Annotated in this window: 17 protein-coding genes and 1 other RNA gene; 9 read left to right on the top strand and 9 right to left on the bottom strand. The window is 46.6% G+C overall.

Annotation, left to right across the window (positions count from 1 at the left end; translation table 11 throughout):
- Window positions 1-65 precede the first annotated feature (65 nt).
- From ffs to fsa, 3 genes are all read left to right on the top strand, one after another.
- Window positions 66-164: signal recognition particle sRNA small type (gene ffs / locus DB398_RS02665), an RNA gene on the top strand.
- Between the two features lie 23 nt (window positions 165-187).
- On the top strand, window positions 188-997 hold the full coding sequence (locus tag DB398_RS02660; protein WP_108422872.1) for an SDR family oxidoreductase: 810 nt from the start codon (window positions 188-190) through the stop codon (window positions 995-997).
- Between the two features lie 39 nt (window positions 998-1,036).
- Window positions 1,037-1,693 carry a fructose-6-phosphate aldolase gene (gene fsa / locus DB398_RS02655; protein ID WP_108422871.1) on the top strand — a complete coding sequence of 219 codons (657 nt, stop codon included), beginning with the start codon at window positions 1,037-1,039 and terminating at the stop codon, window positions 1,691-1,693.
- Between the two features lie 163 nt (window positions 1,694-1,856).
- On the opposite strand, the gene DB398_RS02650 is transcribed toward fsa, so the two are convergent.
- Entirely contained in the window at window positions 1,857-3,248 is a 1,392-nt protein-coding gene (locus DB398_RS02650) for a TlpA family protein disulfide reductase (RefSeq protein WP_234416006.1), read from the bottom strand.
- A 173-nt stretch (window positions 3,249-3,421) separates the two neighbouring features.
- Here DB398_RS02650 and DB398_RS02645 point away from each other — a divergent pair, with 173 nt between their 5' ends.
- Window positions 3,422-5,050 carry an ABC-F family ATP-binding cassette domain-containing protein gene (locus tag DB398_RS02645; RefSeq protein WP_108422869.1) on the top strand — a complete coding sequence of 543 codons (1,629 nt, stop codon included), beginning with the start codon at window positions 3,422-3,424 and terminating at the stop codon, window positions 5,048-5,050.
- Here DB398_RS02645 and DB398_RS02640 read toward each other — a convergent pair.
- Window positions 5,047-5,766, bottom strand: a complete 720-nt coding sequence (locus DB398_RS02640; protein ID WP_108422868.1) for a hypothetical protein — start codon at window positions 5,764-5,766, stop codon at window positions 5,047-5,049. The genes DB398_RS02645 and DB398_RS02640 overlap by 4 nt on opposite strands.
- Window positions 5,767-5,978: 212 nt before the next feature.
- Between DB398_RS02640 and DB398_RS02635 the strand changes: the two genes are divergently transcribed.
- The gene (locus tag DB398_RS02635; protein WP_108422867.1) at window positions 5,979-6,515 is read left to right on the top strand and encodes a fasciclin domain-containing protein; all 537 of its coding nucleotides are present in this window, start codon (window positions 5,979-5,981) and stop codon (window positions 6,513-6,515) included.
- 7 nt (window positions 6,516-6,522) lie between these two features.
- Here the strand turns inward: DB398_RS02635 and pheT are convergent, their stop codons facing one another.
- On the bottom strand, window positions 6,523-8,937 hold the full coding sequence (gene pheT / locus DB398_RS02630; RefSeq protein ID WP_108422866.1) for a phenylalanine--tRNA ligase subunit beta: 2,415 nt from the start codon (window positions 8,935-8,937) through the stop codon (window positions 6,523-6,525).
- 129 nt (window positions 8,938-9,066) lie between these two features.
- Between pheT and DB398_RS02625 the strand changes: the two genes are divergently transcribed.
- Window positions 9,067-10,296 (top strand): peroxiredoxin family protein, encoded by a 1,230-nt coding sequence (locus tag DB398_RS02625; RefSeq protein ID WP_108422865.1) that lies wholly within the window; start codon window positions 9,067-9,069, stop codon window positions 10,294-10,296.
- A gap of 98 nt (window positions 10,297-10,394) precedes the next feature.
- Here DB398_RS02625 and leuB read toward each other — a convergent pair whose 3' ends face one another.
- Window positions 10,395-11,513 (bottom strand): 3-isopropylmalate dehydrogenase, encoded by a 1,119-nt coding sequence (gene leuB / locus DB398_RS02620; RefSeq protein WP_108422864.1) that lies wholly within the window; start codon window positions 11,511-11,513, stop codon window positions 10,395-10,397.
- Window positions 11,514-11,561: 48 nt separating this feature from the next.
- On the bottom strand, window positions 11,562-12,734 hold the full coding sequence (locus DB398_RS02615) for a 2-isopropylmalate synthase (protein WP_108422863.1): 1,173 nt from the start codon (window positions 12,732-12,734) through the stop codon (window positions 11,562-11,564).
- A gap of 146 nt (window positions 12,735-12,880) precedes the next feature.
- On the opposite strand from DB398_RS02615, the gene DB398_RS02610 reads away from it, so the two are divergent.
- Window positions 12,881-14,425, top strand: a complete 1,545-nt coding sequence (locus DB398_RS02610; protein ID WP_108422862.1) for a hypothetical protein — start codon at window positions 12,881-12,883, stop codon at window positions 14,423-14,425.
- On the opposite strand, the gene DB398_RS02605 is transcribed toward DB398_RS02610, so the two are convergent.
- Window positions 14,415-15,122 carry an RluA family pseudouridine synthase gene (locus DB398_RS02605; protein WP_108423203.1) on the bottom strand — a complete coding sequence of 236 codons (708 nt, stop codon included), beginning with the start codon at window positions 15,120-15,122 and terminating at the stop codon, window positions 14,415-14,417. The genes DB398_RS02610 and DB398_RS02605 overlap by 11 nt on opposite strands.
- 26 nt (window positions 15,123-15,148) lie before the next feature.
- A complete protein-coding gene (gene panB, locus DB398_RS02600) occupies window positions 15,149-15,967 on the bottom strand; it encodes a 3-methyl-2-oxobutanoate hydroxymethyltransferase (protein WP_108422861.1) in 819 nt (272 codons plus the stop codon).
- Window positions 15,968-16,037: 70 nt separating this feature from the next.
- On the opposite strand from panB, the gene DB398_RS02595 reads away from it, so the two are divergent.
- A complete protein-coding gene (locus DB398_RS02595) occupies window positions 16,038-16,520 on the top strand; it encodes a nuclear transport factor 2 family protein (RefSeq protein WP_234416004.1) in 483 nt (160 codons plus the stop codon).
- A 3-nt stretch (window positions 16,521-16,523) separates the two neighbouring features.
- Here the strand turns inward: DB398_RS02595 and DB398_RS02590 are convergent, their stop codons facing one another.
- Window positions 16,524-17,633, bottom strand: a complete 1,110-nt coding sequence (locus DB398_RS02590; RefSeq protein ID WP_108422860.1) for a glycoside hydrolase family 88/105 protein — start codon at window positions 17,631-17,633, stop codon at window positions 16,524-16,526.
- A gap of 55 nt (window positions 17,634-17,688) precedes the next feature.
- The gene (locus DB398_RS02585) at window positions 17,689-19,113 is read right to left on the bottom strand and encodes an L-serine ammonia-lyase (protein ID WP_108422859.1); all 1,425 of its coding nucleotides are present in this window, start codon (window positions 19,111-19,113) and stop codon (window positions 17,689-17,691) included.
- A 219-nt stretch (window positions 19,114-19,332) separates the two neighbouring features.
- Here DB398_RS02585 and dnaK point away from each other — a divergent pair, with 219 nt between their 5' ends.
- A complete protein-coding gene (gene dnaK / locus DB398_RS02580; RefSeq protein ID WP_108422858.1) occupies window positions 19,333-21,246 on the top strand; it encodes a molecular chaperone DnaK in 1,914 nt (637 codons plus the stop codon).
- Window positions 21,247-21,261 lie beyond the last annotated feature (15 nt).

The raw sequence follows: 21,261 nt of genomic DNA, 5'->3' as shown, positions 1-21,261 counted from the left end.
CTTGGATGTCGAAATTAAGAATGAATTGGGATTGTCACAAATTTAAAAGGTCGTATATTTGCAGTCGGCAAGTCCTACACGACCAGCTCCTGCAGAATCCCCCAGGGTGGGAACGCAGCAAGGGTATGCGGTCGTAGCGGTGCGATGTAGGTAGCTTGCCTTTTTTTGTTCCCTGAACTCAGCTATCATGGAAAAAAAAGTAGTATTGATCACCGGAGGTTCATCCGGCATCGGCAAATCCATAGGAACCTTTTTGGCCTCAAAAGGGTACAAGGTGTACGGCACTACCAGGACTCCCGACAATTATCCCAATTTTGATGTATTTGACCTTATCCAATTGGATGTAAGGGATGTGGACAGCATACAACATGCTGTTTCCCATGTGATAGACAAAGAAGGCCGATTGGACGTGCTGATCAACAATGCAGGTGTGGGCATTACCGGCCCCATAGAAGAGACGCCACACGAAGAGATCCTAAAAGTGTTCGATACCAATTTTCATGGCCCTGTGCACATGATGAAGGCTGTCTTGCCCCAAATGCGCAAACAAGGCGGTGGGGCCATTGTGAACATTACCTCCATTGCAGGATATATGGGATTGCCGTTCCGAGGGTTCTATTCGGCCACCAAAGGTGCGCTGGGACTGATCACAGAGGCCCTTCGTATGGAAACCAAGGATTTTGGGGTGACCATCACCAATGTGGCCCCGGGCGATTTTGCCACCAATATTGCAGCCGGAAGGTACCACGCCCCGGTTTTGGACGGCTCCCCGTATGAGGACAAATATGCGAAAACGATTGATTCCATAAACGGGGACGTGGACAGTGGGGGAGACCCCGAGCAAGTGTCCAAGGCCATATACCTGATCCTCAATAAAAAAAGCCCCAAAGTCCACAATCCGGTAGGAGCTTTTATGCAAAAGTTTTCCCTTACCCTAAAAAGAGCATTGCCCGATAAAGTCTATGAAAAGTTACTGCTCAACCATTATAAGTTGTAGCTTTACACTTCTTGAAAAATCACTTATAAATAGTTAAAAATGAAGTTTTTTATTGATACGGCCAATCTAGATCAAATTAGAGAAGCACAAGAATTAGGGGTTTTGGACGGTGTCACCACCAACCCTTCGTTGATGGCCAAAGAAGGAATCACAGGAAAGGACAATGTCCTAAAGCACTATGTGGATATCTGTAACATCGTTGAAGGCGATGTTTCTGCCGAAGTGGTTGCCACTGATTTGGCAGGAATGATCAAAGAAGGTGAGGAGCTGGCCGAACTGCACGAGCAGATCGTGGTCAAGATCCCGATGATCAAAGATGGAGTAAAAGCATTGAAATATTTCTCGGACAAGGGTATCCGTACCAATTGTACCTTGGTGTTCTCCGCAGGGCAGGCCCTATTGGCCGCTAAAGCTGGAGCCACCTATGTGTCTCCATTCTTGGGACGTTTGGACGATATTTCCACAGATGGACTCAATCTTATTTCAGAGATCAGGCTCATTTATGACAACTATGCCTTTGAAACCCAGATATTGGCAGCATCCATTCGTCACACTATGCATGTGATCGATTGTGCCAAGATCGGCGCCGATGTGATGACAGGCCCATTGTCTTCCATCGAAGGATTGTTGAAACACCCATTGACCGATATAGGTCTGGCCAAATTCTTGGAAGATTACAAAAAGGGAAATTCCTAAAAGAATACGTTGATTCAAAAAATAAAGCCCTGAGAAATCAGGGCTTTTTATATGTTGCCTATTGGCTGTGGGGACAAACTTTCTGAATATTGGATGGTAAATTATTTCAAGCTTGAACCAAGTCAGTCTCAGAATAACTCAACAACAAATAACCAAAGGTTAATTAGAGTGAAGTGTAGAGGTTGGCAAAGCCATCAACTACCAATGTGTCTTTGGTGATCACACATTTGTTGAGGCCATCGACCACCATATTGGTTTGGATTTCCTTGAAGTTTTCGCCATAAAACTGGTTGTCCGTTTCCAAACCATATTCTTCCAACAATAGCTTCCACTGCGGATAGCTGGTCTTTAGGTTGATGCCGACAAAGCGGTAATCCGGATATTTCTTTTGTAGGGTGTTGATATGCTGGCTGATGTTCCTGAAATGGCGTTTCTGCGAAGCCGTCCAAAAATAAATCACCGTATTCTTCTTTTTGTTCACCACATCTTTAAGGTGCACCACATTGTTGTCTGCATCCCTGAGGGCCAAATCTGGGACCTCTTCATTGGGTTGAAGGTTCTTGATGGCGGTGTACAGGTCATCTATTTCCTCCTTGTGTTCCTCGTTGGAGGACAAAGCATGGAACTTGTCGATGAATATTTGGCATTCCTCATTGGGATTGCGCTCCTTCACTAGGTAATCAATGGCAATATTCCTGAACAAGATGTCCCTCAACTCCGTTTCTTTCACTAAGCTGTCCACTAGGGCAAGTTTATGCTTGTTGAAGTGCAGATGATCGCTTCCGTTTATCGCATCAGGATTACAGTTTTCAAGGCACGTCATATAGGACAGGTTCCCAAAATGCAATTGCATAAAATTGAAATAGGGTCTGTAGTAGGTAAGATCCTTATTGCTGAGGTCTATATCCTTTCTGTAGGCATAAAAAGATTCATCAAGGTCATGGAACTTGTCCTCACCGGTCTTTTTCTTATGATAGAAGGGGTATTTTTCTTTGTAGATGTATGCATTGTAATCAATGGAAGCCTCGGCCATGGCCATGACCCGTTCAGAAGCTTCATTGTTCTTTGCAAATTCCTTCAGGTGGCTTAGTTTGATGGCCTGCATGGAATCAATTTTCTGGCTGAATTCCTCTGGATCCAATAGATAATAGCCATGTACCACTGGGTTTTCCTCTTCCACTTCGTTTGCCAGGAACATTTCGATCAAAAAATTGTTGATTTCGCTCCCTTTTCCTGAAAATACAAGGGTTTCGTCGAATTCAATGGTGTTCAAACGGGCCAAAAGGCTGTCCCCGTTTTGCAGATACACATTTTGATATTGTGGGGTGTGGGTAAAATGGTAGAGTCCTTCTTCGATACCGTTGAGGTCGAAGGAGAACCGATTATTGGCGTCCAGTCTGACGGAATCCACATAAGTGTCATTGTGATAAAGGACAACATAATCGCTTGTGGGATTCACAATCTCCCCTCCGAAAAAGATGGGAGTGCACTGTCCAGACTTGTCTGAGCAGGCAGAAATTGACAGTAAGGAGAGGCCGAGTAAAAATCTAACCATATTAAAGGGAACCATCCATTAATCGACCAAAAATAAGAATACCCATGCCCCGACCTTGTTAATGGGTAGTTAAAAGTTACATTGCCCTATTTCTGTCGGGGTCAATAAGGTGCGTGTAAATTAGAAATTAGGTTTGGTTTTAGCTACTTTTGCACAAAAAATAAAACAGCTGCATGTTATCAGTATCCAATTTATCCGTACAGTTTGGCAAAAGAGTGTTGTTCGATGAGGTCAACGTGACCTTCACGCATGGCAACTGCTATGGCATCATTGGCGCCAATGGGGCGGGAAAATCCACTTTTTTGAAGATATTGTCAGGACAGGTGGACCAGACTTCGGGCCATGTGCATTTGGAACCGGGAAAAAGGATGTCCATTTTGGAACAGAACCACAACGCCTATGACGAATACCAAGTTTTGGAGTCGGTGGTCATGGGAAACAAGCCTTTGTTCAAGATAAAACAGGAGATAGATGCACTGTATGCAGACTACACCGATGCGAATGCGGAAAAAATAGGGGAGCTGCAGGTACAGTTCGAGGAGATGAACGGATGGAACGCCGACAGTGACGCGGCCGCCATGCTTTCCAACTTGGGCATATCGGAAGACCTGCACTATGCCACCATGGCGGACATGGACCCAAAATTGAAGGTGCGTGTACTTTTGGCGCAAGCGCTGTTCGGAAACCCGGATGTGCTGGTCATGGACGAACCTACCAACGACCTGGATTATGAGACCATCAATTGGTTGGAGAACTTTTTGGCGAACTACGAGAACACCGTTATCGTAGTTTCCCACGACAGGCACTTTTTGGACGCCGTTTGCACCCACGTTGCAGATATCGATTTTGGAAAGATCAACCTATTCTCCGGCAACTATACCTTCTGGTACGAAAGCAGCCAATTGGCCGCCCGTCAGCGTGCCCAGCAGAACAAGAAAGCTGAGGAAAAGGCCAAGGAACTTCAGGAGTTCATCATGCGTTTCAGTGCCAACGTGGCCAAGAGCAAGCAGGCGACCTCCCGTAAAAAAATGTTGGACAAGCTCAAGGTGGAGGACATCAAACCGTCCAGCAGAAGGTATCCTGCCATTATTTTTGATCGCGAACGGGAGGCGGGTGACCAAATCTTGAACGTGGAGAAACTTTCGGCCACTTCGGAAGATGGCGATTTACTGTTCCAAGATGTGAACATCAACTTGGCCAAAGGGGACAAAGTAGCCATTCTGTCCAAGGATTCAAGGGCAACCACCGCTTTTTATGATATCATTTCCGGTAAGTCAAAAGCGAACAGTGGAAGTTTTCAGTGGGGCGTGACCACCACCCAGTCCTATCTTCCTGCGGACAACTCAGATTACTTCAAGGAAAATATCAACTTGGTAGATTGGCTCCGTCAATGGGCCAAGACGGAGGAAGAGCGCGAGGAAGTCTATATCAGGGGCTTTTTGGGTAAAATGCTTTTCAGTGGCGAGGAGGCCCTGAAAAAAAGTACGGTACTTTCCGGAGGTGAAAAAGTGCGTTGCATGCTCAGCCGAATGATGATGCTACGGGCCAACGTGCTCTTGCTGGACGAGCCTACCAACCACTTGGACCTGGAGAGTATCACGGCGTTCAACAACTCGCTCAAGAACTTCAAAGGGACCATCATGCTCACCACCCACGACCACGAATTTGTGCACACCGTGGCCAATAGGATCATTGAGCTCACGCCCAAAGGAACCATTGATCGCTATTTGACTTTTGACGATTACATGTCGGACAAGGCCATCAAGGAGCAGCGGGACAAAATGTATGCAGTGACCGCTTAGGCGTTGAAATACTTACTGTTCCAAATGGCAGGGTTGAAGTTTTTACCCAGTGCGAATCCATAAAAGATCACCACGGAGGCCATACACTTGAACATAAAGAAGAAAATGATCCAAAACTCTGCTGCGGAGTTGTTCTTGGAGAATAGCCCATTGGGAACCATCAGGGTAACAAAGTAACTCAGAATGAATACGACAAGGGTGAGGTTCACGATATTCTTGAATGGCCAGGCCATCAGTTTTCTCAGCGGATGTAGGTCGTTTCCCCATTTGTGGATCAGATAGAAATAATCGTTGCCGATGGGAGCAAAGAGCAGGGGATCGTCCCTGTCCTCCAATTTGAAGAGCTTGGAAGGCGCCATGATCTTGTATCCTTTGATTTCGGTGTCGTGGGCCGCTTCCAATTCCTTTATTTTTGAAATGGCCGTTTGCGGAATTTCACCCTTAAAAAATGTGCTGTCCAAAAAACGAAGCCGATAGTCGATGCAGATTTTTTTGATCTGGTCCAAATGGAAAATATGATCGGTTTCCAGGAGATCGAACACAAAATCGTTACTGTTTATGGGAGCTTTTGAGGCAAGTTGCCGCGCTATGCCCTCGTTTCCAGTATTTTTTTGCTTCAAAAGGTGCTTCACTTCGGTCAAAATCTGGGCCTCATTGGCCTGTCTTGCCCTTGTTCGGTGCAGCTTTTGCTCAATGTCAGTGCTTCTAAATACCATGGCGTTTTCTTAGCAATTCCCTCAAAGTTAATCATTTGTGCCAGCGATTGGAAGCGTTGGGAAAACAACCTCGAGTTAACATTGTGTTAAATAGAATTCGTTGGAAAAAAAATAATTGCGATTTGGACAAAAAGATGTAACTTATCGAAGTTTTTGGTAGTTAATCGAGAGCACACCCAACCAGCTAAAGTCCCAACATTGAAAAACCATAAATGAAAGCCCCCGTTACTAAAATCCTGCTCGGTCTATGCATGGCCTTTGTCTCTATTTCCTTTGCACAGACCAATACACAAAACTTAAAATCGATTGCCCAGAACGCGAATGAATCTGACGACCACAAGATTCTTTTTGCTGCCGTAAAAGCCACAAACCTGGACGATGTTTTGGAGGAATCGGGACCATTCACGGTTTTTGCCCCATCCGATGCGGCATTTCAAAGGTTTTCCCAGGAAAAAATAGAACAACTCCTCAATGCTAGCGATAAAACCGAGTTGAAGGCTTTGTTGACCTACCATATCGTGGCCGGTCAGTTGACGGCTTCCAAAATCTTGCGTGCCATGTGCCAGGGGAATGGGAAGGCCAGTTTCACCACAGTGCAGGGCAAAAAATTAGTGGCGCATTTGGATGGATATGATATTGTCTTGACCGACCCAATGGGCAACACTGCACGAATCACTACGGCAGACCTTAACCTCAAAAATGGGGTAGTGCACGAAATCGACAGCGTGATATTGCCGACCCAAATGTAAGGGACACTTATCTCAGCTCGGCTCCCAGTTCTTTCTGGTACTGGGCCAACAGTTTCCCCATGATTTTATCTATCTGCTTATCGGTAAGCGTCTTTTTATCATCCGATAGGGTAAAGCTCACTGCATAGGATTTCTTCCCTTTGGGAAGGTTTTTTCCCGTGTACACATCGAAGAGGTTCACATTTTTCAGAAGGCTCTTTTCCGTTTGCCAAGCAATGTCATACACCTTTTGGAAGGTGGTGGAGTCATCCAATAGCAGGGCAAAGTCCCTTGTGACCTCTGGAAATTTGGGTATTTCCCTGAAAACTATGTTTTGGGTCTCCACAGATTCCAAGATGGCATCCCAGTCAAAATCGGCATGGAACACTTCCTGTTTCATGTCAAATTTTTTCAGGACACCTTTGCTGACCAATCCGTAGGAGGCCAAAACCTTTCCATTTTTGGTACAGCTAAGACCTTCGGCAAAAACAGGGTCGCCGGTGGGAAGGGTTTCCACGCCTTTGATGCCCAAACGGCTAAAAATGGATTCCACGATACCCTTTAGGTAGAAGAAATCCGTTTTCTTGGAGACGGTGGACCAATTGTCCTGGGTGCGTTCCCCAGAAATGAAAAGGGCCAAATGACGCTTTTCTTGGTATTCACCACCTGCTTTGCGGTAGGTTTTGCCGAATTCGAAAAGTTTCAAATCCGTTTTTTGGCGATTGTGGTTGTGCAACACGGTCTGAAGGCCGGAAGACAGCATGGATGTGCGGAGTACGGATAGATCCGAACTCAATGGATTCAGCATTTGGACCGGCTCCACATTGTCCCCTGAGGCGGTTTCGGAAGAGACCAGACTGTTTGTCATGATCTCATAAAAGCCCTTGGATGCGAGGGTATTTCCTATGACATCCTGTATCCTGTGATTCTCATATCTTGAGGATTTGGCGATGGATGCATTTAGTTTTTCTTTGAAACCGATGTTGTTATAACCGTATACCCTCAGAATTTCTTCAATGACATCTACTTCCCGGGTAACATCCACGCGATAGGTGGGAATGGTAAGCCCAAGACCGGATTCGGTAACGTTGTTGATGCGGATTTCCAGAGAGGAAAGTATGGATTTGATGGTGTCCCTAGGGATTTCCTGACCGATTAGATTATTGATCTTGTCAAACGTAAGGAACACTTGCCTGTCCTGGTTTTTCTTGGGATAAAGGTCCACAATCTCCGAACTGATGTACCCACCGGCTATTTCACGGATGAGCAGGGCCGCCCTTTTCAGCGCATATTCCGTCATGTTCATGTCTATGCCCCGTTCAAACCTAAAGGAAGCATCCGTGTTGAGACCGTGCCGTTTTGCTGTTTTCCGGATGGATATGGGATCAAAATAGGCACTTTCCAAGAAAATGGCTGACGTGTGTTCAGTCACTCCAGAATGAAGGCCACCAAAAACTCCGGCAATGCACATGGGTTTCTCGGCATCACAGATCATCAGGTCGTCCTCGTGGAGTTCACGTTCCACACTGTCCAATGTCTTGAACTTGGTGCCCGCGGGCAATGTTTTTACCTCAATTTTGTTGCTCTTTATTTTTGATGCATCAAAGGCATGTAGGGGCTGTCCCAGTTCGTGGAGCACGTAGTTGGTGACATCCACCACATTGTTGATGGGGGATAGGCCAATGGACCTCAACCTGTTCTTCAGCCAATCCGGGGATTCCTGAACGATAAGGTTGCTGATCGTGAGTCCACAATATCTGGGTGCCAGTTGGCTGTTCTTGACCTCAACATCGATTTTCAGGGAGCGGTTGTCTATGGAAAAATTACTGGTGGATGGTGTCACCAGCTCTTTTTGGATCTCTTTTTGTTCCAATCCGGCCTTTAGGTCACGGGCCACACCAAAATGGCTCATCGCATCGGCTCGGTTCGGGGTCAGTCCTATCTCAAAAACCTCATCGCTTTCCACGTCGAATACTTTGGAACAAGGGGTTCCGGGTACAAGTTCTTCGTTCAGCACCATGATTCCGTCATGTCCCTGTCCAAGCCCAATCTCATCCTCGGCACAGATCATGCCCTGGCTTTCCTCACCACGGATTTTTCCTTTTTTGATGGTCCAAGCCTCACCTTCCTTGGTGTAGAGCGTGGTACCAATGGTGGCTACGGGGACCTTTTGTCCAACAGCCACGTTCGGGGCACCGCAGACGATCTGCAAGGGAGTTCCCTGGCCTATGTCCACAGTGGTCAATCTCAAGCGGTCCGCATTTGGATGCTGTTCACAGGTGAGCACATGACCCACTACAATACCTTGCAACCCACCTTTAACTGATTCAAAACGGGAAACACCCTCCACCTCAAGACCCAAGTCGGTCAACAGTTCACCTGTTTTCTGTGAGTCCCAATCAATATGCAAAAATTGTTTCAACCAGTTGTAAGAAATCTTCATACCCCAATTTTAGAATCGACAAATATAAAACAATAGGGGAACAGATTCAACGGAAATAATGGTTATAGACCGTTTGGTATTGTAAGTTTTCGGATGTATTTTATACATTTAGGAAAAAACTTTCATTAAATGAAGAGGATTTGGCTGTCAATGATGGTGTTGACACTGATTTTAGGATCCTGTAAAAAGGAAGAAACGAAAGAACTGACCTTGGGTGATTGGCTGGCCGAGATAGAACTGTCCGAATCGCAAAAACTGCCCTTCAATTTTACCGTGGGAAAGGGTGCGGACGGCTATATCATGAAAATGTACAATGCGGAGGAGGTTATCGTGGTAGACGAGATTGAGTTGAACGGAGACTCCATCCGTATCCAGATGCCCATATTTGAAGGATACTTTGTGGGTACTTTTTCCGAAACCGAAATACAAGGAAAGTTCATTGAAGAGAGCAAGGAACGGGAGGTGAACTTCACTGCTGTCCATGGACAGAGTGAACGTTTTGAGGTAAAAAAGAATGCAACCGTAAATATTTCCGGGATTTGGGAGACTTATTTTGATGTCAATACCAACAACGAATATCCCGCCAAGGGCATTTTTATGCAGAGTGGGGACAAGGTGAAAGGGACCTTTAGGACCAAGACAGGGGATTATAGGTATTTGGATGGAGTGGTAACGGGCGACAGCCTAAAACTTTCTGCTTTTGATGGGTCGCATGTGTACCTTTTTATGGCCCAGGTCACGGATAGCACACTGGATGGTAAATTCTATTCTGGAAAGCACGCCGTACAAGAGTTCATGGCCGCCCGGAACGAGGCCTTTGAACTTCCCGAAGCGGACAGTTTGACCTTTTTGAGGGAAGGTCATGATAAGTTTGATTTTTCTTTTCCCGATTCCAAAGGGAAAATGGTCAGCCTTTCCGACCCTAGGTTTGAGAACAAAGTGGTCTTGGTGCAGATCATGGGGTCTTGGTGCCCCAATTGTTTGGACGAGACACGCTTTTATGTGGAGTTTCTTAAAAACAACCCCGATTTGGATATTGAATTGGTGGCTTTGGCCTTTGAATATGCCAAGACAGAGGAAAAGGCGTTCGAGGCCATCGGCAGGCTAAAGGAAAGGGCAGAGGTGCCGTATCCCATTTTATTGGCACAATATGGCACTTCGAACAAGCAAAAGGCCAATGAAAAATTGCCCATGCTCAACCACATTCTTTCCTATCCCACTACAATCTATATTGACAAAAAAGGCGAGGTACGGAAAATACACACCGGTTTCAACGGTCCGGCCACTGGGGAAAAATACGAACAGTTCAAAGCGCAATTCGCAACAACGGTCCAAGAGTTGGCCAATGAGCAGAGCTAAATCCTAAATTGGGTACTGGGTTATTAAGTTAGTGGTGTTTCAAGCTATTTGAACTTGATCTTTGAGTTTGTGCTTGAACTTGAAACTTGAACTTGAAATCAGATAATCGTAGACTTCCCTAAATCGATGTTTTCATCGTTCACACTGAAATTGTCCTCGATATCCACAATGCTATGGGCGATATAATCACCGACCTGTTGGGTGCCGAATTGGCTCTTGGATTTGATATCCGGGGTCACAATGCCTTTTCGCAAGGACTTGTCCACAGCCAGTTTGATGGCCATGGCCTCTTCCATCATCCCAAAATGTTCCAATAGCATTGCAGCCGAAAGAATGGAAGCGATAGGGTTGGCCACGTTTTTTCCTTTGGCCTGAGGATAAGACCCGTGTATGGGTTCAAAAAGGGCGTTTTCATCCCCAATGGATGCGGATGCCAACAAGCCGATGGAACCTCCGATCACGCTTCCCTCATCGGAAAGGATGTTCCCGAATAGATTTTCGGTAAGGATTACATCGAACTGGGTAGGGTTCAGGACCAATTGCATGGCAGCATTGTCCACATATAAAAAATCGAGGGTCACTTCTGGGTAACTTTCCCCAATTCGGGTCACGACCTTGCGCCAAAGTCTGGACGATTCCAGAACATTGGCCTTGTCCACTAGGGTGACCTTCTTTTTTCTGCCCTTCGCGGCCTTGAAGGCCAAATGTGCGATACGGCTGATTTCTGTTTCGGAATATTCACAAAGGTCGGAGGCAACAGTGCCTTCTTCGTTCAATTTTTTCTCACCAAAATAGATGCCCCCTGTAAGTTCTCGGAAAATCACAAAATCGGTCCCGGAAACAATCTCCTTTTTCAATGGCGATTTGCCCAAAAGGCTAGGGTGGGACAGTACGGGCCTGATGTTGGCAAACAGACCAAGACTTTTGCGCAGTTCCAACAGACCTTGCTCTGGTCGTACCTTGGCTTCGGGGTCATTGTCGTATTTGGGGTCGCCTATGGCGCCAAAAAGTACGGCATCGGCCTCTTGGCACAATTTTAAGGTACTCTGGGGGAGCGGCTTGCCTTTTTTGTTGATGGCGGTCGCCCCGACAATTGCCTCCCTGAAAATGAACTGGTGGTTGAAGGTCTCTTCAACGGCTTGCAAACATTTTACTGCTTGGGCCAACACTTCGGGTCCAACACCATCACCAGGTAACAAAGCTATGTTCAAATTCATATGGAAGCCTTAAGCAAGTCGTATTTTGAAGCGGACGGACTATTGAAACTATGCAATACTCTGTATCTGGATATTACTGGTCTCGATGATCTGATGGATGTCCTCGTCCAAGATTTCCTTTTTGCGGTCCGCAAACTTCAAGAAGTTTTCGTAAACGGAGTCCAATTGCACTTTGGTGAGCTCATAGCCCACTTTTTTGGCGCGGTAGGCCAGTGCGGCACGTCCGCTCCTTGCGGTCAATACAATGGAGGATTCATTGACACCCACATCTTTGGGGTCGATGATCTCATAGGTTTCACGTTGCTTGATCACCCCATCTTGGTGTATGCCGGAACTGTGTGCAAATGCATTGGCCCCCACGATTGCCTTATTGGGCTGAACGGGCATACCCATTTTCTGGGAAACCATTCGGCTGGTGTCCCACAACAGCTTGCTGTTGATGTTGGTGTCAAGGTTTAGATAGGGGTGCTGTCTCAAGATCATCACCACTTCTTCCAAAGAGGTGTTCCCGGCGCGTTCCCCGATACCGTTGATGGTACACTCGATCTGTCTTGCACCGTTGATGACACCGGCAATGGAATTCGCGGTGGCCAGTCCAAGGTCGTTATGGCAGTGGCAAGAAAGAATGGCCCTGTCAATCCCCTTCACATTCTCTTTCAAATACTTCATTTTGGCACCGTATTCCTCTGGAAGGCAATATCCGGTAGTATCAGGGATGTTGAGCACAGTGGCCCCGGCCTTGATGACGGCCTCACATACCCTGGCCAAAAACTCATTGTCCGTACGTCCGGCATCTTCCGCATAGAACTCCACGTCCTCCACAAAGGATTTTGCGTAGGAAACGGCTTCCACAGCGCGTTCGATGATTTGATCTTGAGTGGAGTTGAACTTGTATTTGATGTGCGAATCAGAGGTTCCGATTCCTGTATGTATTCTTGGTTTCTTTGCTATTTTGATGGCCTCGGCGGCCACTTCGATGTCTTTTTTTACGGCACGGGTCAAACCACAGACAGTTGCATTTTGGACCAATTTTGCAATTTCGTGGACGGATTTGAAATCCCCGGGGCTCGAAATGGGGAAGCCAGCCTCGATCACATCCACTCCTAGCTCATCCAAGCGTTTGGCGATGACCAATTTTTGCTCCGTGTCCAACTTACATCCTGGAACTTGTTCTCCATCCCTAAGTGTCGTATCAAAAATTTGTACCTTATCTTTACCCATTATTCCAATCTGTTTGTTCTGAGACATACGAAAATAGATAAGGGAGGGCGAAGAATAAAAGTAGGCCGGTGCCTGTTACAACGTTAAATTGCAATAGGTGCAACATAAAAATCTGTAAAACAACACTTTAAATAATATTTTTTACGATGACAAATGCCCATAAGGATGCGTTGTTTGTGTTGATAAAATCGCTGTCCAAATCGGAAAAGCGTCAATTCAAACTCTATGTTGGCCGTTTGGGGGTCAACACGGATGCGAAGTTTTTGGCCCTTTTTAACCTGTTGGACAAAATGCGGAAGTATGATGAACACCAAATTTTGGATAGTGGCATTGTCACCAAGGCACAACTTTCCAACCTGAAGGCGCATTTGTACAAGCAGATATTGGTGAGTCTTCGCTTGAACCCGGTGAACCAGAACGTACGCATCCAGATCAGGGAGCAGTTGGATTTTGCCACCATCCTTTATCAAAAGGGGCTTTACAAGCAAAGCTTGAAGATTTTGGACAAGGCGAAAAGTTTTGCCATCGAAAATGAAGAGAAAAATGTGGCCTACGAGATCGTGGAGCTGGAAAAGGTTATAGAGACACAATACATTACCCGTAGTATTCCGGACCGGGCAGATGAACTGGCGGTGCAGGCCAAGGAACTCTCCGCCCATAATGTAATGACCAGCAAGCTGTCCAATCTATCCCTTCAACTGTATGGGATGATGCTGAAAGTGGGTTATGTACGCAGCGATGAGGACCTCAGCACGGTGAAGACCTATTTTGAGACCCATTTGCCCGCCTACGATTTGGACAAACTCGGATTCCGGGAAAAGTTATGGCTCTACAAGGCCTATTTGTGGTACAGCTTGTTGACGCAGGACTTTTTGTCCGCCTACAGATATGCCAGCAAATGGGTGGATCTTTTCTATGAGAACGAAAGCATGATCCCGTTGAATCCCGTATTCTTCTTGAAAGGGAACCACTACCTTTTGGAATCCCTCTTTTTTGTGAAGTACGCGTCCCAATTCCGGGAAACCTTGGACAGGTTGGAACATCAAGTGGAAAGTCCGGAATTTCCCCAAAATGACAATATCGCTTCCCTGGCCTTTTTGTACATCAATACGAACAAACTTAACCTCCACTTTTTGGAAGGTACTTTTGATAAGGGGCTATATTTGGTGAACATCATTGAGTATGGCATCAAAAAGCATGGTGAGCGGATAGACGAGCACCATATCATGTTGCTCTACTACAAGATTGCCTGTCTGTATTTTGGTAATGGCGACAATAAGAACTGTATTGTTTACCTCAAAAAGATCATATCCAACAAAAATCTCAAAATGCGGGAAGACCTCATGTGTTTTGCCCGGGTATTGAGTCTGGTGGCCCATTATGAGGCAGGTATGGACTACCATTTGGAGGTACAACTTAAAAGCACCTATAAGTTCTTGTTGAAAATGAATGACTTACATGCGGTGCAGAAAGAAATGATCAAGTTTTTGAGAGGGTTGGGGGAAATCTATCCGCACGAATTGCGCAACGAGTTCCAAAAACTCTATAACGAGCTGAAGAAATACGAGAACCACCCGTACGAGAAAAGGGCCTTCCTTTATTTGGATATCCTTTCTTGGCTCGAAAGTCATTTGGAGAACAAACCCGTAGGGCAGATCATCCGCGAAAAGGCGCTGATGCTCACCCGTTGACGCAGGCATCCCAGACCGGGTCGGGAGGCAATGGGGCTGTAAACTGCATCATTTCCTTTTTCACGGGGTGTTCCAGTTCCAGATAGCGGGCATGCAGGTGTATGCCCCCGTCTTTGTTGCTGCGGTCCGCCCCGTATTTCAAATCTCCTTTGATGTGACACCCCAAGGCTACCAATTGCGCCCGTATTTGATGATGTCTACCCGTTTTTAAATTGATTTCCAGTAGAAAAAAGCTCTTCAGTTTTTTGAGCAGTTGATACTCAAGAACTGCCTTTTTGCTGTCAGGGACCTCTTGCCCATGCGCATAGGACTTGTTCTGTTTGGGATTGCGGACCAGCCAATGGGTAAGGATCTCACTTTCATGTGGAGGGGCATTGTCCACAACGGCCCAATATATCTTTTTGGTCTTTCCCTCGGAAAACAGCTTGTTCAATCGGGGCAGTGCCTTGGAGGTCTTGGCAAATAGGACAATGCCCGATGTGGGTCGGTCCAGTCGATGCACCACGCCCAGATACACATTGCCCGGTTTGTTGTATTTTTCTTTGAGATATTCCTTCACCACATCACTCAAAGGGGAATCCCCGGTTTTATCCCCTTGGACAATATCGCCGACACGCTTGTTGATGACGATAAGATGGTTGTCCTCGAAGAGGACTTGTAGATTTGTTGATGTGGAGTGCGGTATTTTTTCTGCCAATTGTTTATTGTTAATTGAACATTGAATCAATACGATTCTTCCTCGTTGGGAAAATCCTTGCGTTTCACATCGTCCACATATTGGGAGATGGCATTGCTCATTTCATCATATAGATTCAAATAGCGTCTCAGGAACCTTGGGTGGAACTCGTGGGTCATGCCCAGCATATCGTGCACGACCAAGACCTGTCCGTCCACATGGCCGCCAGCTCCAATACCGATAATGGGAATGGAAACGCTTTCTGCGACCTCCTTGGCCAGTTGGGCGGGAATTTTTTCCAGAACAATGGCAAAACAGCCCAGTTCTTCGAGCAGTTTGGCGTCATCCTTCAGTTTTTGGGCCTCTTCTTCCTCCTTGGCCCTAACGGTATAGGTCCCAAACTTGTAGATGGACTGTGGGGTAAGGCCCAAGTGTCCCATCACGGGTATGCCGGCCTGAAGAATACGGCCAACGGATTCCTTGATCTCACTGCCACCTTCCACCTTAACGGCATGGGCGCCACTTTCCTTCATGATCCGGATGGCGGAGCGCAGGGCTTCCTTGGAATCACTTTGATAGCTTCCAAAAGGAATGTCCACGACCACCAAGGCCCTTTTTGCGGCGCGGACCACGGAAGAGGCATGGTAGATCATTTGGTCCAAGGTGATGGGAAGGGTTGTCTCGTGGCCGGCCATTACATTGCTGGCGGAATCGCCCACCAAAATAGCGTCGATGTTGGCTGCGTCCACGATCTTTGCCATGGAATAGTCATAAGCGGTGAGCATACTGATCTTCTCGCCGTTCTGTTTCATTTCCACCAAGGATTTCACCGTGATTCTTTTGTATTCTTTTTTTACAACAGACATTATGTTCTTCTTTAGCGGTTAAATGTAAGCAGATTTGTTTAATTTGGACTTCAATCAAAAAACTTAACGAATGGGAAAGCTGTTCTGCCTTATGGCACTGTTGATTTTGGGTGTTTCCGTGCAGGCCCAAGTATCCGACGCATCTGATGTTGCCTCAAAAGAAGCGGTAAAGAAAGTGATAGAGACCTTTTTTGAGGGCTTCCACAAGCAAGATTCCACCATCATCAATTCCACTGTTGCCGATCAAGTGGTGCTGCAGACCACCGGAAGAAATCCTGCGGGAAAGACCATGTTCCGGACGGAGGAATTTTCAAAGTTCATCAAATCCATCATCAGCATTCCAGACAGCATCCAGTACGAAGAAAAACTCACCTCATTTTCCATCCAAGTGGACCGTACCATGGCCAATGCATGGGTTGGGTATGAGTTTTGGCTCAATGGGAATTTCAGCCATTGCGGCATCAATTCGTTCCAACTTGTCAATTTTGATGGGGAATGGAAGATCATCTACCTTATCGACACCAGGGGTAAGGAAGGTTGTTTGGAAGACTAATCATTACTTGCCGCCATACAATTTATAAACCTCTGTGCCAGCACTGAGAAACGCTCCTGCGCCGTACACTTCAGTTTTGTCTGGCCACGCTTTTCCGGGAGCTGCACCGATGGGCTGTACATAGCCGAGCATACCCTCCTTGTTGACATGGCCCACCAATGCCTTCCAGGCTTTATCAACGGCAGGACCGTAGGTTTTTTTATCCAAAATGCCATGATTGATGCCCCAAGCAAGGCCATAGACATAAAATGAAGTGCCACTTGTTTCTGGGGTTGGATAAAATTCCTGTCCCAATAAGCTCATGGCCCAATGCCCTTCAGGTGTCTGAATTTTTAAAAGTTTAGCGGCCATTTTTTCAAAAAGACCTTTGAAATATTGATACTCGTCACTTTTAGGGTCCAATTCGTTCATGATATTGGCCAATCCGGCAAAGACCCATCCGTTGCCCCGTGACCAAAATATCTTGGTGCCGTTATCAAGTTTTCCCATATAACTTTCATCACGATAGTATAGATTTTCATCTTTATCAAAAAGAAAATCGGTGGTGGCCTTGAACTCGGTCATCATGAAATCCAGATACTTCAGCTCTCCCGTAATGTTGTACAATTTTGCCCAAACCGGAGGGGACATAAAGAGTGCATCGCACCAATTCCAACGGGATTGGTGGTACGGGCTTTGCCATTTCAGGGAAGTGTTGGCCGGATGGTATAGTATAAAGTTGAACTGCTCTTGGGTAGGGTTCAACATTTTTTTGTCTCCAAATTTTTTATAGAGGTCCAGATAAAATTGTCCCACGGTATGGTCATCGGCATGATAGGTCCGGCTGTGCAATTTCCAGTCATTCAACTCCCCAATGGTTTTTAGCCATACATAATAGGTGTCGTCCTCTGCCATTTCGGCCCATTTCACCATTCCAACATATAAAGCTCCGTTGGTCCAGTCAAGTGGATGATGGGGATTTTCATAGGTGAAAGCATCCCGAAAGTGTTCAATTTGCCAATCCGCCACCTTTTTCATGATGTTTTTGACTTCTTCTGGCTTTGTATCCTGTGCAAAGGATAAACTGGAGAAGAGTAGCACAAATCCTAGAGTAATGGTTTGAAGTTTAGTCATTTTATATAATTGTTAGGTTTATGGTCTCATTTGTGTTTAAAATTCATGGGCACCATCAACAATCACTCAAAAACACACCTACGGCCAAGCCTCCCTCGGAAGTTTCCTTGTATTTGGAACTCATGTCCTTTGCAGTTTCCCACATGGTGTTGACCACCTTGTCCAAGGGTACTTTGGCCTCTTTGGGGTCGCTGTCCAGTGCCAGTTCCGCAGCGTTGATGGCCTTGATGGCCCCCATGGCGTTCCGTTCGATGCAAGGCACCTGCACCAATCCCCCAATGGGGTCACAGGTAAGTCCCAAGTGGTGTTCCATGGCAATCTCTGCCGCCATGAGCACCTGTTCGGGGGTGCCACCCATGAGCTCGGTCAATCCTGCGGCGGCCATGGCCGATGAGACTCCTATTTCTGCCTGACATCCGCCCATGGCAGCGGATATGGTGGCCCCTTTTTTGAAAATACTGCCCACTTCACTGGCTGCCAGAAGAAACTGGCGGATATCGTCAAAGTTGGCGTCATGGTTTTCAATCACCATATAGTACATCAACACGGCGGGAATGACTCCGGCACTCCCGTTGGTGGGAGCGGTCACTACGCGTCCGAGGGAAGCGTTCACTTCGTTGACGCTGAGGGCAAAACAGCTCACCCATTTGATGATCTGTCGGAATTTCACCTCTGTCTCCCTAATGCTTTCCAGCCATTCCTGTGGATTGGAGTAGGGGATGTCTCCCTTGAGTTTTTGGTGCATTTCAAAGGCCCTTCGCTTCACGTTCAGACCTCCGGGCAGTTTCCCTTCGGTATGACAGCCCACGTACATGCTTTCCAACATGGTGTCCCAAATGCGCTGGATGCCTTCATTGATTTCGGCTTCTGTTCGTAGCGAAAGTTCGTTCACCAGTACAATTTCTGAAATGGATTTGTTTTCCGCTTCGCAGAACTGGAGCAGTTCGCTGCCGGTCGTTACGGGATAGGGGAAAGTCTGGAACGTTTCTTTGTTCTCTTTGGAATGGATGAGCTCTTCCTTCACCACAAATCCTCCGCCTATGGAATAATAGGTTTCTGAAACCGATGTGCCGTCTTTCAACTGTGCCTCAAATCGGATACCATTGGCATGGAAGGGCAGAAATTCCTTTTTGAAGACGATGTCTTTATCAAAATGGAAAGGAATGTTGCGTTCACCGGAAAGATTCAGGAGGTTTTCTGTCTTTACCCTGTCAATACTTCCTGAAATACTGTCAATGGGAACCGTCTGGGGGTCCGTGCCCAGCAGCCCCATGACCACGGCAATATCCGTGGCATGCCCCTTTCCAGTGAGGGAGAGGGAGCCGTAGAGGGAAACGGAAACGGTCTGTACCTGATTAAAAAGCTGTTGTTCCTTGAGTTCGCCGATCCAACGTTCCGCTGCCCGCCAAGGGCCAAGGGTGTGTGAACTGGAAGGTCCCACCCCGATCTTGAGCATGTCAAACACACTGATACATTCCATAGGTAACGATTGCGGTTTCAAATATAGGAAGCTAATATGATATAAATGGCGAATATCCGACCAAGGGGACACCTATTTTGTGGGTAATGGAACAGCTCTTTTCGCAGGGGAGATTCAATTAGCTGACACCTTGTCATATTCTTGCCCATGGCATAATCATTGACACTTCATGACCAAGGACAAAAAATAATTTTTAAACAGATATAACTTTTAGATACGATGAGCAAAATTATAGGTATAGACTTGGGTACGACCAACTCCTGCGTCTCTGTAATGGAAGGAAACGAACCTGTGGTGATTCCAAATGCCGAAGGTAAGCGCACGACCCCATCCATGATCGCCTTTGTGGAAGGCGGTGAGATCAAGGTAGGTGACCCAGCTAAAAGACAGGCGGTGACCAATCCCCACAAAACGATTTATTCCATCAAGCGATTCATGGGGAACAAATACTCCGAATCGCAAAAGGAAGCGGATAGGGTGCCCTATAAAGTGGTAAAAGGTGACAACGACACCCCAAGGGTGGATATCGATGGTCGTTTGTACACCCCACAAGAACTATCGGCCATGATTCTTCAAAAAATGAAGAAAACTGCCGAGGACTACTTGGGACAAGATGTAACCAGGGCGGTAATCACCGTTCCTGCGTATTTTAACGATTCCCAAAGACAAGCTACCAAAGAGGCCGGTGAAATCGCTGGACTTACCGTGGAGCGAATCATCAACGAGCCAACAGCTGCCTCTTTGGCCTACGGTCTCGATAAAAAAGATACCGATCAAAAGATTGTGGTATTCGACTTTGGGGGTGGTACGCACGACGTTTCCATCCTAGAGTTGGGAGATGGTGTGTTCGAAGTATTGGCCACAGATGGTGACACGCACTTGGGAGGTGACGATGTGGACCAAAAAATCATTGATTGGTTGGCAGAGGAATTCAAGAAGGACGAGGATATGGACCTTCGAAAAGACGCCATGGCCCTTCAGCGTTTGCGTGAAGCTGCAGAAAAGGCAAAAATTGAATTGTCATCTTCTGCCCAAACAGAGATCAACTTGCCTTATGTAACGGCAACAGCTTCAGGACCAAAGCACTTGGTGAGAACATTGTCAAGGGCCAAGTTTGAGCAATTGATTGCCGATTTGGTGAAAAGGACCATTGCTCCCTGCGAGACTGCATTGAAATCTGCCGGACTTTCCAAAAGCGATATCGATGAGATCATCTTGGTAGGGGGTTCCACCCGTATTCCTGCGGTTCAGGAGGCGGTTGAGAAATTCTTCGGAAAAAAACCATCCAAAGGGGTGAACCCTGATGAGGTTGTGGCCGTAGGTGCCGCTATCCAAGGAGGTGTGTTGACCGGGGATGTGAAGGATGTACTCTTGTTGGACGTTACCCCACTTTCTTTGGGTATCGAGACCATGGGAGGTGTATTGACCAAATTGATCGAGTCCAACACCACCATTCCAACAAAGAAATCGCAGGTGTTCTCTACTGCGGCAGACAACCAACCTTCGGTTGAAATCCATGTGTTGCAAGGAGAACGTCCCATGGCAGCGGACAACAAGACCATTGGTAGGTTCCACTTGGACGGCATTCCACCAGCGCCAAGGGGTACTCCTCAAATCGAGGTAACTTTTGATATCGATGCAAACGGTATCATCAAGGTTTCTGCGACGGACAAAGCCACGAACAAGACCCAGGATATCCGTATCGAGGCGTCTTCCGGTTTGACCGAGGAAGAGATCAAAAAGATGAAGGCAGAAGCTGAAGCCAATGCCGAAGCGGACAAAAAAGCGAAAGAAACCGCAGATAAGTTGAACGAGGCCGATGGTATGATCTTCCAGACTGAAAAGCAGTTGAAGGAGTTTGGCGATAAATTGTCGGATGACAAGAAAAAGCCCATCGAGGATGCTTTGGAAGAATTGAAAAAGGCCTACGAGAGCAAGGATTTGGCGGTTATTGAGCCTGCGTTGAACAAGATCAACGAAGCTTGGAAAGTCGCTTCCGAGGAAATGTACAAGGCCCAAGCCGATGCGGCACAGGCCAATGGTGCAGGTGCTTCTGCTGGAGCGGATAGCGCAGCAGGAGGAGCCAAGGAAGGTGACAACGTTGAAGACGTTGATTTCGAGGAAGTGAAATAATTATTCCACATCAAA

Source organism: Flagellimonas amoyensis (assembly GCF_003058265.1).
Taxonomy (GTDB): Bacteria; Bacteroidota; Bacteroidia; order Flavobacteriales; family Flavobacteriaceae; genus Flagellimonas; species Flagellimonas amoyensis.
This window is presented reverse-complemented; position numbering and strand designations above follow the sequence as displayed.

Coding starts and splice junctions, on each gene's coding strand:
- DB398_RS02645 (WP_108422869.1), top strand. CDS start 3,422: ATGTTATCAGTATCCAATTTATCCGTACAGTTTGGCAAAAGAGTGTTG.
- DB398_RS02640 (WP_108422868.1), bottom strand. CDS start 5,766: ATGGTATTTAGAAGCACTGACATTGAGCAAAAGCTGCACCGAACAAGG.
- DB398_RS02590 (WP_108422860.1), bottom strand. CDS start 17,633: ATGACTAAACTTCAAACCATTACTCTAGGATTTGTGCTACTCTTCTCC.
- DB398_RS02610 (WP_108422862.1), top strand. CDS start 12,881: ATGACAAATGCCCATAAGGATGCGTTGTTTGTGTTGATAAAATCGCTG.
- panB (WP_108422861.1), bottom strand. CDS start 15,967: ATGTCTGTTGTAAAAAAAGAATACAAAAGAATCACGGTGAAATCCTTG.
- pheT (WP_108422866.1), bottom strand. CDS start 8,937: ATGAAGATTTCTTACAACTGGTTGAAACAATTTTTGCATATTGATTGG.
- DB398_RS02635 (WP_108422867.1), top strand. CDS start 5,979: ATGAAAGCCCCCGTTACTAAAATCCTGCTCGGTCTATGCATGGCCTTT.
- DB398_RS02660 (WP_108422872.1), top strand. CDS start 188: ATGGAAAAAAAAGTAGTATTGATCACCGGAGGTTCATCCGGCATCGGC.
- DB398_RS02585 (WP_108422859.1), bottom strand. CDS start 19,113: ATGGAATGTATCAGTGTGTTTGACATGCTCAAGATCGGGGTGGGACCT.
- fsa (WP_108422871.1), top strand. CDS start 1,037: ATGAAGTTTTTTATTGATACGGCCAATCTAGATCAAATTAGAGAAGCA.
- DB398_RS02650 (WP_234416006.1), bottom strand. CDS start 3,248: ATGGTTAGATTTTTACTCGGCCTCTCCTTACTGTCAATTTCTGCCTGC.
- leuB (WP_108422864.1), bottom strand. CDS start 11,513: ATGAATTTGAACATAGCTTTGTTACCTGGTGATGGTGTTGGACCCGAA.
- dnaK (WP_108422858.1), top strand. CDS start 19,333: ATGAGCAAAATTATAGGTATAGACTTGGGTACGACCAACTCCTGCGTC.
- DB398_RS02615 (WP_108422863.1), bottom strand. CDS start 12,734: ATGGGTAAAGATAAGGTACAAATTTTTGATACGACACTTAGGGATGGA.
- DB398_RS02595 (WP_234416004.1), top strand. CDS start 16,038: ATGGGAAAGCTGTTCTGCCTTATGGCACTGTTGATTTTGGGTGTTTCC.
- DB398_RS02625 (WP_108422865.1), top strand. CDS start 9,067: ATGAAGAGGATTTGGCTGTCAATGATGGTGTTGACACTGATTTTAGGA.